This window comes from Curtobacterium sp. AC273, assembly GCF_979253735.1.
Map to the genome: position 1 here is coordinate 168970 of NZ_CEEDDU010000008.1, position 14867 is coordinate 183836.

A 14867-nucleotide genomic window follows, 5' to 3' on the forward strand; every position below is an offset into this window, starting at 1 on the left:
TCGACCGCAGCACCCGGGTGCGCCGCTGGATGCTCCACGGCGCCGACCAGGGTGCGTCGCACCAGGGTCCGCACCAGGTCGAGGTCGAGAAGACCCACTCGTGGTGGCGGGTGATGTGCCTGACCGGCGTCGACTACTTCTCCACGCTCGGCTACCAGCCGGCGATCGCGGCGCTCGCGGCTGGCTCCTCTCACCGATCGCGACGATCGTCCTCGTGCTCGTCACGCTGTTCGGGGCGCTCCCGGTGTACCGCCGTGTGGCGCAGGACAGCTTCGGGGCGCGGGCTCGATCATGATGCTCGAGAAGCTGCTGCCGTGGTGGGCGGGCAAGCTGTTCGTCCTCGTCCTGCTGGGGTTCGCGGTGACGGACTTCATGATCACGACGACCCTCTCGGCGGCGGACGCCACGGCGCACATCGCCGAGAACCCGTACACGCCGCACTGGTTCACCGAGATCCCGGTCCCGCTGACCCTCGCGCTGCTGCTCCTGCTCGGCGTCGTGTTCCTCCGCGGCTTCAAGGAGGCGATCGGCATCGCGGTGGTGCTCGTGGGCGTGTTCCTGGCGCTCAACGCGATCGTGATCGCGGTGTCGCTCTGGCACGTGTTCGAGCACCCGACGGTGGCGAGTGACTGGTGGAGCGGACTCACCGCGCAGCACAGCAACCCCCTCGTCATGATCGGCATCGCGCTGATCGTGTTCCCGAAGCTCGCGCTCGGCCTGTCCGGCTTCGAGACCGGTGTCGCGGTGATGCCCCAGGTCCGCGGCGACGCCTCGGACGACACGAGCGCCCGTCCCGAGGGGCGGATCCGCGGGACGAAGCGGCTGCTCACGGTGGCGGCGGTCATCATGAGCTCGTTCCTCATCACGTCGTCGATCGTGACCACGTTCCTCATCCCGCAGCGCGAGTTCCGAGCAGGGCGGGGGCGCGAACGGCCGGGCGCTGGCCTACCTGGCGCACGAGTACCTCGGCGGCGTGTTCGGCTCCGTCTACGACTTCTCCACCGTCGCCATCCTGTGGTTCGCGGGAGCGAGCGCGATGGCTGGCCTGCTCAACCTCGTGCCGCGCTTCCTGCCGCGCTACGGCATGGCACCGCAGTGGCACGGGCGACCCGCCCCTGGTCATCATCTTCACGCTCATCGCGTTCGTCATCACGATCATCTTCGACGCGAACGTCGACGCGCAGGTGGTGCCTACGCCACCGGCGTGCTCGTCCTCATCACGAGCGCCGCGGTCGCGGTGACGCTGTCGGCCCGCCGCAACGCAGCAGAAGAAGCGGACGATCGCCTTCGGGGTCATCTCGGTCGTGTTCGTCTACACCACCGTCGCGAACGTCATCGAACGGCCGGACGGCGTCCGCATCGCCGCGGTGTTCATCATCGCCATCGTCGTGGTGTCGCTCGTCTCCGCGTCCGGCGGCCGTTCGAGCCCGCGCGTCGTCGATCGAGCTGGACGCCACCGCCCGCCAGTTCGTCGAGGCCGACGCCGACCAGTTCAGCTCGGTCTGCATCATCGCGATCGAACCGGGTCGGTGTACCGCCGACGCGTACCGGTCGAAGGGGCGCGAGGAACGCCGAGACTCGGGCATCCCGGCGCGGGTGCCGACGATGTTCCTCGAGGTCCTGCCGGCCGACTCGTCCGACTTCGAAGAGGACCTCGTCGTCAGGGCCACGTCATCCACGGGTTCCGCGTGCTCAAGGTGCGTTCCGGCAACGTGCCGAACACGATCGCGTCCACGCCGCTGGCGATCCGCGACATCGCCGGCGTCGTGCCGAGCATCTACTTCGAGTGGAACGAGGGCAGCCCGATCCGGAACGCGATCCGCTTCGTGTTCACCGGTGCCGGCGACGTGGCCCCCGTCACGCGCGAGGTCCTCCGCGAAGCCGAGCCCGACGTGAACCGCCGACCGAGCGTCCACGTGTCGTGACCGGTCCTGCGGAAGTCGGTCGTGCCTCCGGTCCGCCGCGTCCACACCGGACGCAGGACGGTCCGTGGGTGGTGCCGCAGCCGTGGTCGTGGCCGCCGCGGTTCTGGGGGACCACCGGGACGGCGACGCACTTGCGCCCGGTGTGCCCGCGTCTCGTCTTCGGGGCGGTGACGTTCGGGCTCGGCGGCCTCGTGCTCGCCGCGGCCGCCGGCCGCGGCACCCTGCGCGCGATCGCACGGCGCGGCACCCGCGGCTGGGTGTTGCTCGGCGCGGCCTCGCTCGTCGTCTACGCGGTCGCCTTCTACGCGGCCCTCGCCGACGCGGGTGTCGCGTTGGGCACGACCGTCGCGATCGGGTCGTCCTCGGTGTTCGCCGGACTGGTCGGAGTGGGTGACGGCCAGGAGGCGCGTCACGCCCAGGTGGGTCGTCGCCACCCTGGTGAGCGTGGTCGGCATGGTCGTCGTGACGCTCGCGCGGTCGGAGGGGTCCGGAGCGGACGGCTCCCTCGTGCTCGGGCTCGGTAGCGCGCTGCTCGCCGGGTGCACGTACGCGCTGTACTCGTGGGCGGTGGCGCGGGGGATGCAGGCGATCCCCGAGGTGCGTGGTGTCCGGACCCGGGCGGGAGCTCGCGGACTCGTCGGCGCGGTCTTCGGACTCGCCGTGCCGCTCGTCGTCCTCGCCGTGGTGGGCGGCCACGAGCACCTCGGTGTGCCCGCGCACTGGCCGGTGTTCCTGTACCTCGCGCTCGTGCCGACGGTGCTCGGGCACTCGCTGTACGCGGCCGGGCTGCGGAGCGTCAGCGCCTCGGTGGCGACGCTGCTGTCGCTGCTCGAGCCGGTCGTGGCCGCGGTGCTCGCCGTCCTCGTCGTGGGGGAGCACCTGGGCGTGGTCGGATGGGCCGGCATCGGGCTCGTGGTGGTCGGCCTGGCCCTCCTCGGGCTGCCGGGGCGCCGCGTCCGCTGACGCGCTGGTGCGGTTTTCCGCACCGGAAGTGCGGACGTCTCCGTCGACGTGGCTGTGCGCCCGCACAGATACTGACTGCACCGCGGCGCCCGACCGCGATCAGCCGGCACCATCGTCCTGCGAGGAACGCGAAGATGTCCGAGCACCACGGCACCACCGAGGACCGTGCACCACTGCGGCTCGCCTACTTCATCACGTCGTACGGCGACGGGACACAGCTGCTCCGACTCGTCAGAGCGCTGCGGACCGGCGAGCCCGACGCCGAGATCGTCGTGCAGCACGACGAGACCTTCCACCCCGTGCCCCGTCCGGCCCTGCAGGACCTCGGGGTGCACGTGCTGCTCAGCCCGGAGCGCATCGGGTGGGGTGACCTCACGCTCGAACGGGCGCGGTGGCGCGTCCTCTCGTGGATCCTCGACACGCTCGACGTCGACTGGGTGATGCTGCTGTCCGAGCAGGACCACCCGACGGCTCCGGCCGCTGCACTCCGCGACCGCCTGCAGGACGCCGGCGACCGTGGCACCACGCTCTGCTCGAGTCGTGGCCGATCGACGAGGTCCCCGACCCCGAACTCCGGGCCGAGGTCCACCAGCGCTACCGGTTCCGGTGGTACGCGATCCCGGACCTCCGGCTCGGCGACCGGCTGCCCCGACCGGTGCGGACGCTGCTGGACCGGGTGTTCGGCATCGCGTCGCACCGCCTCCGCGTGCACGGACTGCCCGTCCGGCTGTCCGCCGCGAAGCCGGAGGTGGACGTACCCGCCAAGATCGGGGTCCGAGCGCTCCGCACACCGTTCCGCCACGGCGAGCGCTGCTGGTACACGAGCTGCTGGTTCGCCCTCGACCGACGGGCGATGCGTTCCGTCGTCGACCGCGTCCGCGACGACCCCGGACTCGTGCGGTACTTCGAACGCACGGTGATCCCGGTCGAGGCGTTCACGTCCACCGTCCTCGCCAACGACCCGACCGTCCGGGTCGAGCACGCGTCGCTCCACACCATCCGCTGGTCCGACCACCGTTCGGGGCGACCCGACGTCTTCACCGTGGAGGACGTGCCGATGCTGTTGGCCGCCCCACACCCGTTCGCACGCAAGTTCGGCGCCGACCCGAGCGTCTACGACACCATCGATGAGCGCGTGCTGCTCACCGGAGAGGAGGCATCATGACCACCCGTACCGTCCTGATCACCGGGGGAGCCGGCTTCATCGGCTCCCGGCTCGCCACACGCCTCGCCGCCGTGGGCGACGACGTCGTCCTGCTCGACGTGCTGCACCCGCAGGTGCACACCGGTGGGTGGCCGCTGCTGCCCGGCGGCATCACCGCGATCCCGTTCGACGTCACCGTGCCGACGATGTGGGACGCGGTGCTCCGCACGGTGCGCCCCCACGTGGTCGTCCACCTCGCCGCCGAGACCGGCACCGGGCAGTCCCTGACCGAGGCGAGCCGCCACACCCGCGTGAACGTCGTCGGCACGAGCGAGCTCCTCGACGGCCTGCACCGGGCCGGACACGTCCCGGAACGCTTCGTCCTGGCGTCCTCGCGGGCCGTGTACGGCGAGGGCGAGTGGGCCACCGACGACGGCGAACGCTTCGTGGCCGATGCGCGCGACGTGCACCAGCTCGACCGGGCGCAGTGGGACCCGAGCGCTCCCGGCGACCACGCCGGCCACGCCGTGCGGCCCCTCGCGCACACCGCCGCGGTCACCCAACCGCGTCCGTCGAACGTCTACGCGGCCACGAAGCTCGCCCAGGAGCACGTGCTGCACGCCTGGGCCTCCGCGCACGGCGTCCCCCTCAGCGTGCTGCGGTTGCAGAACGTGTACGGCCCGGGTCAGTCGCTGTCGAACCCGTACACCGGCATCGTCAGCCTGTTCGGTCGTCTGGCACGGGAGCGGCGGCCGATCCCGGTGTACGAGGACGGCTCGATCACGCGCGACTTCGTCTTCGTCGACGACGTCGTCTCGGCGCTGGCGTCCGCCACCCGCTCCGCTGCGGACGGCACCCGGACGGTCGACATCGGCTCCGGCAGCCCGATGACGCTCCTCGAACTCGCGGCGGTCGTCGCCGCGCAGGCCGGCGCTCCGGCACCGCGGGTCACCGGGCAGTACCGGCTCGGGGACGTGCGGGCGGCGTTCGCGGACGTGTCGGCGGCCCGGGACGCACTCGGCTACGTGCCGCTGGTCGACCCTGAAGCCGGGATCGCCCGGCTGCTCGAGTGGATGGCGACGCAGGACGTGCCGGTGCTCGACGCCGCCTGAGCCGGGCGGGCCGCGGCCGGGCTGCTGCGGCCCGCCTGCCGGGCCCGGCCCGACCCGGCCCGGTCGGCTCGCCGGGGTTCGCCTGCGGCCACGGCCGGCCGCGGTCAGTCGCCGAGGATCTGGTCGCGCACCTTCCGCCGCAGCACCTTGCCGATCATCGACCGGGGCAGGTCCTCGACCACGACGATCCGCCGCGGCACCTTGTACGCCGCCAGGTGCTCGCGCGACCAGGCCCGCAGCGCCTCGGCGTCGAACGTGCCCGGGTCCTTCGGCACGACCGCGGCGACGACCTGCTCGTTGCCGGCCTGCGTGATGCCGACGACCGCGACCTCGCGGACGCTGGAGTGCTTGAGCAGGGCGTCCTCGACCTCGGACGGCGACACGTTGAAGCCGCCGGTGATGATGAGTTCCTTCAGGCGGTCGACGATCTTCACGTAGCCGTCCGCGTCGATCGACACGATGTCGCCGGTGCGGAACCAGCCGTCGGGGGTGAAGACCTCGTCGGTCGCCTCGGCCTTGCCCCAGTACCCGCGGAACACCTGCGGCCCGCGCACCTGCAGCTCGCCGGCCTCGTCGGTGCCGAGCACCTTCGTGGAGTCGTCGGGGTCCACCACGCGCGCCTCGGTGGAGGACAGCGGCAGCCCGATCGCGCCGAGTCGGCGCGCGGGGGACACCGGGTTCGCCATGAGCACGGGCGAGCACTCGGACAGTCCGTAGCCCTCGACGAGGTAGCCGCCCGTGCGGGCCTCCCACGGTTCGACGACGTCCTGCGACAGCGGCATCGCGCCGGAGATGCCGATCTCGATGCCCTCGAGCGAGACCTTCGCCGAGTCCGCCGCGTGCTGCAGCCGCGTGTAGATCGGCGGCACGGCCGGCAGGAACGTCGGCGGGTGCTTCTTCATCGCCGTGAGGACGAGCGCCGGGTCGAACGCGGGGAAGAGCACGAGCCGCGAGGCCATGCTCATCGCGAAGGTCAGGCACAGCGTGAGGCCGTACGCGTGGAACATGGGCAGCACGGCGTAGACGACGTTGTCGCCGCGACGGATCTGCGGCACCCAGAGCCGCGCCTGCGTGGCGTTGGCGAGCAGGTTGCGGTGGCTCAGCACGGCACCCTTCGGCACACCGGTGGTGCCGGACGTGTACTGGATGAGGGCGACGTCCTCGGTCGCGGGGCGCGGGTGCCGCTTCGACAGCTTCCGGTTCGACGCGACGTCGTCCCACTTCGTCGTGCCGCGGACCTTCGTCGTCAGCTTGGCGCGGGACTCGCGGGCCTTCGCGACCGGCAGTGCGAGGGCGACCCGGGTGGCGCGGGGCATCGCTCGGGTGAGGTCGACCGACACGATCGCGTCGAGCGCCAGGTCGGCGGGGAAGTCCTGCAAAGTCGCGACGGACTTGTCCCAGACGATCGCGACCTTCGCGCCGTGGTCCTCGAACTGGTGGCGGAGCTCCCGCGGCGTGTACAGCGGGTTGTGCTCGACGACGATCGCCCCGAGCCGCAGCACCGCGTAGAACGCGACCACGTGCTGCGGGCAGTTCGGCAGGACGATGGCGACGCGGTCACCCGCCGAGACGCCGAGCTTCCGGAGGCCGTTCGCCGCCCGGAGGATCTGCTCCTCGAGCTCGGCGTACGTCGTCGTGCGGCCGAAGAACTCGAGTGCGACCTGCTTCGGGAAGCGCCGCGCGGACTCCTCCACGATGTCGGAGAGGGAACCCGTGGGCTCCTCGATGTCGTGCGGGCCCCCGGGGCGTACGAGGCAAGCCAGGGACGAGGCGTGTCGATGCTCACGCGGACCAACCTAGCGGGCCGCCCGGGCTGCGGCTGGGAAGCGCGCAGCCCGAGTGCGCTGTCCGAGCGCACTGTCCGAGCGCACTGTCAGGGGCGGGACGGACGATGGCGCCATGCCCTCCGTCTCCGACGCCTTCCGCTCCCGTCTCAACGACACGTTCACCGGCGGTGCCACGGAACGTCCGGCCTGGATCGACGAACTCGAAGCGGGCACCGACGAGGGGTTCTTCGGCCCCGGTTCCGCGACCTGGTCGGTGCACGGCGGCAAGCAGACGATCCTCGCCGGGGTCCGCGCGCTGCTCGTCCAGGCGCTGCACCCGGGTGCCCTCGCGGGCGTCGCCAACCACTCCCGCTACCGCGAGGACCCCTTCGGACGCCTCGCCGGCACCATCCGCTGGATCTACACGGTGTCCCACGGCGACACCGCGGCCGCCACGAACGCCAGCAACTGGGTCCGGAAGCTCCACGAACGGGTCCGCGGCGAGTACGTCGACGGGCACGGCGTCACCCGGCCGTACGCCGCGAACGACCCCGACCTGGCACGCTGGGTGCACCTCGCCTTCACCGACGCGTTCCTCCGGAGCGCCCAGCTCTGGGGCGACCCGATCCCCGGCGGGCCGGACGCCTACGTCCGCGAGTGGGCGATCGCCGGCCGGCTGATGGGCGTCGAGGACGCCCCGGAGTCCGACGCGGAGCTCCGCGCCCAGATGAACGGGTACCTCGACCGCGGGGAGCTCGCCGTGACCGCCCGGACGAAGGACGTCGTCCGGTTCATCAAGGACCCGCCGGTCGCCCGGCTGCTCCGGCCCGGGTACCGCGCGCTGTTCGACGGCGCGGTCGCCTCCCTCGACCCGGCGCACCGCTCGATGCTCGGTCTGCGGACGCCGGGGCTCGGGCCGGTCGAGTTCCCGGTGCGGAAGACCGCGGGCGTCGTGCTCGACGGCATCGGGGCGGTGCTCGGCCACCAGCCCGGCACGGAGCGCGCAGCGCTCACGCGCATCGCGCGACTCCGACGTGCGGACGACGAGCGACGCGCGTCCGGCGGGGTGGACGCAACGGTCTGACGGCCTGGAGGCGCGGGTCGGCCCCGCACCGCGCCTCCAGGCCGTCAGCCGGTCACGTCAGAAACCGGACGGCACCCGGGGCGTGTACGCGGACTCGAGCCGCGAGACCTCGTCGTCGGTGAGCGTGAGCGTGGCTGCGGCGACCGCGTCGTCGATGTGGTGCTCCTTCGTCGCGCCGACGATCGGGGCGGACACGACGTCCTGGTGCATCACCCACGCGAGGGCGACCTGGGCCATGCTCGCGTCGTGCGCCTCGGCGAGCTGCTGCACCGCGTCGACGATCGCACGGTTCGCGTCTTCGTCCTGGCGGTAGAGGGTCTTGCCGAACTCGTCGGTGTCCGCGCGCGGACCGGAGCCGCCTCGCGTCCCACGGGCGGGTCAGCTTGCCGCGGGCGAGGGGGCTCCACGGGATCACGCCGACGCCGGTGTGGGCGCAGAACGGGTGCATCTCGCGTTCCTCCTCGCGTTCGAGGAGGTTGTACTGGTCCTGCATCGCGACGAACTTCGTCCACCCCGTGCAGCTCGGCGACGTGCTGCATCTCGGCGAACTGCCACGCCCACATGCTGCTCGCGCCGATGTAGCGGGCCTTGCCGGACTTCACGACCTCGTGCAGGGCCTCCATCGTCTCCTCGACCGGGGTGCGCGGGTCGAAGCGGTGGATCTGGTACAGGTCGACGTAGTCCGTGCCGAGGCGGGTCAGCGAGGCGTCGATCTCGTGCATGATCGCCGCGCGGGACAGCCCGGCGCCGTTCCGGCCGGGGCGCATCCGGTTGAAGACCTTCGTGAAGACCTGGACCTCCTCGCGCGGGGCGAGCTCCTTGAGGAGGGTGCCGGTGATCTCCTCGCTGCTGCCGGCGGAGTACACGTTCGCGGTGTCGAACGTGGTGATGCCGGCGTCGAAGGCCCGGCGGACGAAGGGGCGGGCCTCGTCGATGCCGACGCTCCAGGCGTGGGAGCCTCGTTCGGGGTCGCCGTAGGACATCATGCCGAGGATCACGGGGCTGATCTCGAGGCCGCTGGCGCCGAGTCGCGTGGTTTCTTCGCTCATGCACTCACCCTGGCATCGCGCCCTGTGACGGCGAGCAGGCGGACCTGGAGCGGAGCGTCCTCGTCGACGTCGACCGAGCCGCGTAGAGCCCGGTCGCCGCGAGGTGCTCGATCTGCGGCTGGAAGTACTCCCACACGGCCTCGACGAGCTCGTCCGGCAGCTGCTCGTCCGACCCCGTCGCCCGTGCGAGGTCCCACGTGTGGATCGTGATGTCGCTGGTCTGCTCGGTGAGGTACTGCGCCGCGGGGACCACGTCCGTGGCGAGGTGCACGGGCGTGTCAGCGGGCGAATTCCTCCAGGCATCGGTCGCCGCAGTGGCGAACTTCGCCCACTCGGCCAGGAGGTCGTCGCCGACCTCCTCGAGGTCCGCCTCGGCCTGGGCGTAGTCGCACCCGGTGAGGAGCTTCGGGATCCAGCGCTGCTCGGCGACGACGTGGCGGACGAGGTCGCGGGTCGTCCACTCGGAGTCGGGCGTCGAGGCGTCCCAGTCCGTCACGGCAGCGACGCGGCGGCCGAACTCGGATGCCGCGAGGGCTTGCAGCGCGATCCAGTCGGTGGCCATGGTGGTGCTCCTGTTCGTCGTGTTCGTGTTCGTGTTCGTGGGGTACGGCGTGTGGCTCGTGCTCGCCTGCAACCCGCGGGGCCGCAGGCGGTTCCCGCGGGGCGCGTGCAAGTGCGCGCGTGCCGCGTGCCGCGTGCCGCGTGCCGCGTGCCGCGTTGCGCGTGCGTGGTCGGGGCGAGGGGTGGTGGTGGTGGCGGTGGCGGTGCGGATGGTGCGTGCGGTGCAACGCTACGCCCGCCCCGGGCCCGCGAACGGGCGAAATACCAGCGTGCACGGACGCGCCGACCCCGCGAATCCGCCCGCTCGTCGGACCGTTCCTGCGGCCGGCGGCCCGGCGCGCGCGAGCGGGCGAGAAGGCGGGGTGGAATCGCCGAGAGGCCCTGGTACTTCGCCCGCTCGGCTCCGGCGCGCTCGATGTGCGTCGAAGGTCGCCGCCTCGCGCTCAGTCGCCGCGCTGCCCGTCCGGAGCTGGACGTGTCCTCGCGCCGGACCGGCGAACGGGCGAAGAAGACCCGTCGCTATCACGATCCACCACGTTGATTCGCCCGCTCGGCCGAGGGCGTGCTGCGGCGTCGTGGCCGGAGTGCAGGATGCGGGACCGATCCGGATACGACGAACGCCCCGGCTCCGTGGGGGAGGAGCCGGGGCGTTCGTCTCGTGTTCGGGTCGTGCTGTTCGGTGCCCTCAGCAGGGCGACGAAGCCGTCGGGACTCAGGCCGCTCTGGAGGACGAACTGGACGTCGAGGTTGATCGTGACGTCGTTGCCGAGCGTGAAGCCGCCGGCCTCGAGCGCGGCGTTCCAGTTCACGCCGAACTCGGTGCGGTCGATCTTGGTCGTCGCCTCGGCGCCGAACTTGACCTGGCCGTAGCCGTCGGTCGTGAAGCCGCCGAGCTCGGCCTTGAGGACGACCGGCTTGGTGACGCCGCGGAGGGTGAGGTCGCCGGCGATGTGCAGGTCGTCGCCCTTGGCCTCGATGCTCGTCGAGCGGAAGGTGAGCTGCGGGTGCTCCTCGGTGAGGAAGAAGTCGCTCGTCTTGAGGTGCTGGTCGCGCTGCTCCTGGCCGGTGTTGATCGACGCGACGTCGATGTTGGCCTCGACGGTCGACTCGAGCGGGTTCTCGGCGGTGACGACGGTCGCGTCGAAGGTCTCGAACTTGCCCTTCACCTTGCTGATGGCGAGGTGACGGACCGAGAAGGTGACCTCGGAGTGGGTCGGGTCGATCTTCCAGGTGCCGGTCTGGTAGCCGGGAACGGTTGCAGAGGTGAGCGTCATGATGTCCTTCTTCCGAACGAGAGTCTGAGAGCGATGCGGACGAATCGGAGCCCCGATCCATACGCCCGCATCGAAGTTGATGCCACGCCAGTGTGCACCCTTTTGGTTGAAGCGTCAACCATTGTTCACTGAAGTGACGCAAAGCGTGTGTCGTGCCTCCCGCGCACCCCGCTCTCGATGAGTCGACGGATGCGGCGCACGAACTGTTCGGCGTCTCGTCCGACGTCGTCAGCGGTCGCCCGGACGAGCCACCAGTCGACGTCCTTGAGATGCTCGCCCCGCGTGAGGTCCTTCCTGAACGTGGCTGGATCAGTGCGGTGGAGATCGCTCTCGTACTCGATCGCCACCCGCGCGTCGGGGTAGGCGAGATCGACGCATGCAACCCACCGACCATCGACGACGACGTCGTGGTTCAACCGCGGTTCGGGCAGCCCACGACGCAGGAGCGCCAGTCTGGTCCGTGTCTCGCCGGGGGAACGGGAGCCCGTACGGATCTCCTCGAGGGCGAGCCGGAGCTTCACGATGCCCCGGATGCCGCGCCGCCGACGGACAGCTGTAACGAGTTCGTCGAGCGTCACCCAGCCCAGCGTGCCGACCAGTGCGTCCCCGGCGATAACGAGCTCGTCGAGCGTCAGCAGCGTGCCGAGGGCAACGAAGGTGTCGGCAGGGTTGCTGATCGGGACCCCGCGGCTCATGGTCATCCGCACCGAGCCGTACTTCGCGCGGTGTCCCACTGCGCCGCGGACCCGGAGTGCTTGGTCGACGCCGATCGTCGTGACGTGGAGGCGTGCATCGCGTTCGATCCGTCGAGGGAGCGGGACGCCGAGGATCGCCGCCGCGGTGACGTGACTGAACACCTGATCGGGGCGGAGCCTGGGCGCCAGTGCCCGGGCGCGTTCGTCGACGGTGTGCGGCACGGTCGCGGAACGGATGCCGTGGAACGGGCGAACGAGGTCCTTCGCGTCGAGACGCCCTCGGGACACACCCCGGTGCAAGGCGTTCCGCACCCGGAAAGAGCAGTCCCGCAGGATCATCGGAAGGCGACTTCTGGCGGTCATCTCCACATGGTCGAGCCGAGCTGACGGGTGCGGGGTGAGTCGCGCCTCCAGTGTGGATGGTCGCGGTCGCATCGTGCCTGTGGAGGAGCCGATCGGATCGAGCGGGCGTTTCAGCTGGGTGAGGATGCTGGCGCTCCCCGCTGTTTCGCCCGCTCGCGCACGGGCCAACTGACGGATGGGCGAGCGGGCGAAGAGCCAGGGTGCGCGGATGGAGCTACGCGGGTGATTCGCCCGGTCGCGGCCCCGCAGGCGGACGCGGACGAGGCGGGCGGCCGGTGCGGCGCGCGCAGTCGACGAGCGAGCGAATGGCCAGCGTGTGGAGCCAGCAGGACGCCGTTGTTGTGCCCGCTCGCGGACCAGAGGTGGGGGCCAAGGCGGGCTGACCCGGTGGAACAGCCGGACGGCGCGGTGGGTGGTCGCTGCGGCGGCACGACGACCGAGCGGGCGGTATGCCCGGGGTGCGCCGACGGAGGGACGCTGACATTTCGCCCGCTCGCGGACCCGGCCGCACCCCGCCCCCGCACCCGGTACCCCGTACCCCGTATCCCGCACCCGCACCCCGCACCCCGCACCCCGCACCCCGCACCCCGCACCCCGCACCCCGCGCCCCGCACCCCGCACCCCGCACCCCGCGCCCCGCACCCCGCGCCCCGCACCCCGTGCCGGGTTCTCCACAGGTACTCGCGCGGCCCCTCACGCGGGGCGGAAGCCCGATAGCGTCGACACCATGGAATTCAGGTACCTGGGCAACTCCGGACTCAAGATCTCCGAGATCACCTACGGCAACTGGCTGACGCACGGCTCGCAGGTCGAGAACGACGTCGCCACCCAGTGCGTTCGGGCAGCGCTCGACGCCGGCATCACCACGTTCGACACCGCGGACACGTACGCCAACACGGCGGCCGAGAAGGTCCTCGGCGAGGCGCTCAAGGGGGAGCGACGCGCCGGGCTCGAGGTCTTCACGAAGGTCTACTGGCCGACCGGCCCCAAGCAGCACAACGACGTCGGCCTCTCCCGCAAGCACATCATGGAGTCGATCAACGGGTCGCTCGAGCGCTTGCAGACCGACTACGTCGACCTCTACCAGGCGCACCGCTACGACCACGAGACCCCGCTCGAGGAGACCATGCAGGCCTTCGCCGACGTGGTCCGTCAGGGCAAGGCGCTCTACATCGGCGTGAGCGAGTGGAACGCCGAGCAGATCCGTGCGGGTGCCGCGCTCGCGAAGGAGCTCGGCTTCCAGCTGATCTCGAACCAGCCGCAGTACTCGATGCTGTGGCGCGTCATCGAGGGCGAGGTCGTGCCGGCCTCCGAAGCAGCTCGGGCTGAGCCAGATCGTCTGGTCGCCGATCGCGCAGGGTGTCCTCACCGGCAAGTACAAGCCGGGTCAGCCCCTGCCCGAGGGGTCGCGCGCCACGGACGAGAAGGGCGGCGCGGACATGATCAAGCGGTTCATGCGCGACGAGGTCCTCGAAGCCGTGCAGCGTCTGCAGCCCGTCGCCGACCAGGCCGGCCTCACGCTCGCGCAGCTCGCGATCGCGTGGACCCTGCAGAACGAGAACGTCGCGAGTGCGATCGTCGGCGCCTCGCGTCCGGAGCAGGTCACCGACAACGTCAAGGCCGCCGGCGTCACGCTCGACGCCGACGCCATGCAGGCGATCGACCAGGCGCTCGGCGACATCCCGGAGCGCGACGCGTCGAAGACCGTCAGCCCGGCGTCGCGCCCCGCGTAGACGCAACCAACCCCGGACAGCGCAACCAACCCCGGACAGGAGGCGCGGTGCCAGCTGGCACCGCGCCTCCAGTCCGTCGGGGCCCTCGGCCCACTACACGACGTGGGCCGATCCTGTCGTCTGCAGTCCGAAAAGCGACGCCCCCTCGGCGCCCAGATGAACAGCGCGTGTCGCGCATCTGGCAGCCCCCTGGGTAAACGCGTACCCCACCCAAACCACCCCGCGAAGCCCCCCGAATCGGGGGCATGACCTCGACCGATACCCCCGTTGTGGTGTCAGCCACCGGCTCGGTGCCAGCCGTGCGCCCCGGTGCGTTCCCACGTCTGCTGGCCCTCGCGCGCCAGCTCGCGACGTTCGGCACGATCGGTGCCGTCTGCTTCGTCATCGACCTCGCCGTCTACAACCTCCTCCGCGCGACCGTGATGCCCGACGGGCCCATCGCCGCGAAGATCGTCTCCGCCGTCGTCTCGACCACCGTCGCGTGGATCGGCAACCGGTTCATCACGTTCCGCGCCGAACGCCAGACCGGCCGTCGGGAGACCGTGCGCGAAGGGGTGCTCTTCGCGCTCACCAACCTCATCGGCCTGGGCATCGCCGCTGGCTGCCTCTTCGTCTCGCACTACCTCCTCGGGTTCACGTCCACCCTCGCCGACAACGTCGCCGGCAACGGCGTGGGTCTCGTGCTCGGCACCGCGTTCCGGTTCGCCGCGTACAAGGCCCTCGTCTTCCGTTCCACCGACGCTCGTCGCACGAAGGAGCTCGCCGAATGACCATCTTGACCACGCTGACGGTCGCCGCAGGTCCCCTGCTGCAGCCGGGGGACCAGTCCGCACGCCGGGGAACGTGCCGAACCGGGGGACCACCGACGTGCCGACGGGAGGCTCGGGGCAGGGCCCGCAGGCCGCCTGGTCGCTGGGTGAGTGGGTCGGCTACTCGGCCCTCATCGCCATCTCCGTGCTCCTCACGCTGGTCGCGCTGTCGACCCTCTGGTGGATGCTGCACGCCTGGCGGTCGCGCGACGCGCTCAAGGCGACGAGCTTCAGCGACACCCCGCGTCCCGCGGCGCACCGCTTCACGCTCCTGGTGCCCGGTCGGCACGAGGAGGACGTGATGGGGCAGACGCTCGACATGCTCGCGACGCAGGACCACCCCGACTTCGAGATCATCGCGATCGTCGGCGAGGACGACCCGGGCACCG

Annotated in this window: 10 protein-coding genes and 6 pseudogenes; 9 read left to right on the forward strand and 7 right to left on the reverse strand. The window is 71.3% G+C overall.

From position 1 onward, the window contains the following. Positions 1 to 29 precede the first annotated feature (29 nt). The 5 genes and pseudogenes from ACZ8AI_RS13880 to ACZ8AI_RS13900 all read left to right on the forward strand — a co-directional run bounded on the left by ACZ8AI_RS13880 (position 30) and on the right by ACZ8AI_RS13900 (position 5144). Positions 30 to 1925, forward strand: a pseudogene (locus ACZ8AI_RS13880) (APC family permease). A 167-nt stretch (positions 1926 to 2092) separates the two neighbouring features. Further along, positions 2093 to 2449, forward strand: coding sequence for a hypothetical protein (locus ACZ8AI_RS13885; protein ID WP_464858697.1), 357 nt, complete (start codon positions 2093 to 2095; stop codon positions 2447 to 2449). Beyond that, positions 2388 to 2888 carry an EamA family transporter gene (locus ACZ8AI_RS13890; protein ID WP_464858698.1) on the forward strand — a complete coding sequence of 167 codons (501 nt, stop codon included), beginning with the start codon at positions 2388 to 2390 and terminating at the stop codon, positions 2886 to 2888. Before ACZ8AI_RS13885 ends, ACZ8AI_RS13890 begins: the two co-directional genes overlap by 62 nt. A 391-nt stretch (positions 2889 to 3279) precedes the next feature. Continuing rightward, positions 3280 to 4053 (forward strand): hypothetical protein, encoded by a 774-nt coding sequence (locus ACZ8AI_RS13895; RefSeq protein WP_464858699.1) that lies wholly within the window; start codon positions 3280 to 3282, stop codon positions 4051 to 4053. Continuing rightward, the gene (locus ACZ8AI_RS13900) at positions 4050 to 5144 is read left to right on the forward strand and encodes an NAD-dependent epimerase/dehydratase family protein (RefSeq protein WP_464858700.1); all 1095 of its coding nucleotides are present in this window, start codon (positions 4050 to 4052) and stop codon (positions 5142 to 5144) included. The genes ACZ8AI_RS13895 and ACZ8AI_RS13900 overlap by 4 nt, the downstream gene beginning before the upstream one ends. Before the next feature lie 104 nt (positions 5145 to 5248). On the opposite strand, the pseudogene ACZ8AI_RS13905 reads toward ACZ8AI_RS13900, so the two are convergent. Then, positions 5249 to 6930 (reverse strand): annotated as a pseudogene (locus ACZ8AI_RS13905) (long-chain-fatty-acid--CoA ligase). Between the two features lie 113 nt (positions 6931 to 7043). On the opposite strand from ACZ8AI_RS13905, the gene ACZ8AI_RS13910 reads away from it, so the two are divergent. Next, positions 7044 to 7994 carry an oxygenase MpaB family protein gene (locus tag ACZ8AI_RS13910; protein WP_464858701.1) on the forward strand — a complete coding sequence of 317 codons (951 nt, stop codon included), beginning with the start codon at positions 7044 to 7046 and terminating at the stop codon, positions 7992 to 7994. 57 nt (positions 7995 to 8051) lie between these two features. On the opposite strand, the gene ACZ8AI_RS13915 is transcribed toward ACZ8AI_RS13910, so the two are convergent. The 6 genes and pseudogenes from ACZ8AI_RS13915 to ACZ8AI_RS13940 form a co-directional block, all read right to left on the reverse strand. Then, positions 8052 to 8264 (reverse strand): aldo/keto reductase, encoded by a 213-nt coding sequence (locus tag ACZ8AI_RS13915; protein WP_464858702.1) that lies wholly within the window; start codon positions 8262 to 8264, stop codon positions 8052 to 8054. Positions 8265 to 8427: 163 nt separating this feature from the next. After that, positions 8428 to 8487: pseudogene (locus ACZ8AI_RS13920) on the reverse strand (hypothetical protein); the annotation flags it as partial. Between the two features lie 103 nt (positions 8488 to 8590). Beyond that, positions 8591 to 9043: pseudogene (locus ACZ8AI_RS13925) on the reverse strand (aldo/keto reductase); the annotation flags it as partial. Positions 9044 to 9047: 4 nt separating this feature from the next. Then, positions 9048 to 9605, reverse strand: coding sequence for a TIGR03086 family metal-binding protein (locus ACZ8AI_RS13930; protein ID WP_464858703.1), 558 nt, complete (start codon positions 9603 to 9605; stop codon positions 9048 to 9050). A 442-nt stretch (positions 9606 to 10047) separates the two neighbouring features. Beyond that, a complete protein-coding gene (locus tag ACZ8AI_RS13935) occupies positions 10048 to 10878 on the reverse strand; it encodes a YceI family protein (RefSeq protein WP_464858704.1) in 831 nt (276 codons plus the stop codon). A 125-nt stretch (positions 10879 to 11003) separates the two neighbouring features. Then, the gene (locus tag ACZ8AI_RS13940) at positions 11004 to 11936 is read right to left on the reverse strand and encodes a hypothetical protein (protein WP_464858705.1); all 933 of its coding nucleotides are present in this window, start codon (positions 11934 to 11936) and stop codon (positions 11004 to 11006) included. A gap of 727 nt (positions 11937 to 12663) precedes the next feature. On the opposite strand from ACZ8AI_RS13940, the pseudogene ACZ8AI_RS13945 reads away from it, so the two are divergent. From ACZ8AI_RS13945 to ACZ8AI_RS13955, 3 genes and pseudogenes are all read left to right on the forward strand, one after another. Beyond that, a pseudogene (locus tag ACZ8AI_RS13945) lies at positions 12664 to 13669 on the forward strand (aldo/keto reductase family protein). Positions 13670 to 13968: 299 nt separating this feature from the next. Next, a complete protein-coding gene (locus tag ACZ8AI_RS13950; RefSeq protein WP_464858706.1) occupies positions 13969 to 14439 on the forward strand; it encodes a GtrA family protein in 471 nt (156 codons plus the stop codon). 340 nt (positions 14440 to 14779) lie between these two features. Further along, positions 14780 to 14845, forward strand: a pseudogene (locus tag ACZ8AI_RS13955) (hypothetical protein); the annotation flags it as partial. Between the last annotated feature and the right edge of the window lie 22 nt (positions 14846 to 14867).

Bases quoted from the DNA above. Each gene is read 5' to 3' on its own strand.
- ACZ8AI_RS13935 (WP_464858704.1), bottom strand. From the start codon at position 10,878: ATGACGCTCACCTCTGCAACCGTTCCCGGCTACCAGACCGGCACCTGG.
- ACZ8AI_RS13940 (WP_464858705.1), bottom strand. From the start codon at position 11,936: ATGACCGCCAGAAGTCGCCTTCCGATGATCCTGCGGGACTGCTCTTTC.
- ACZ8AI_RS13900 (WP_464858700.1), top strand. From the start codon at position 4,050: ATGACCACCCGTACCGTCCTGATCACCGGGGGAGCCGGCTTCATCGGC.
- ACZ8AI_RS13930 (WP_464858703.1), bottom strand. From the start codon at position 9,605: ATGGCCACCGACTGGATCGCGCTGCAAGCCCTCGCGGCATCCGAGTTC.
- ACZ8AI_RS13910 (WP_464858701.1), top strand. From the start codon at position 7,044: ATGCCCTCCGTCTCCGACGCCTTCCGCTCCCGTCTCAACGACACGTTC.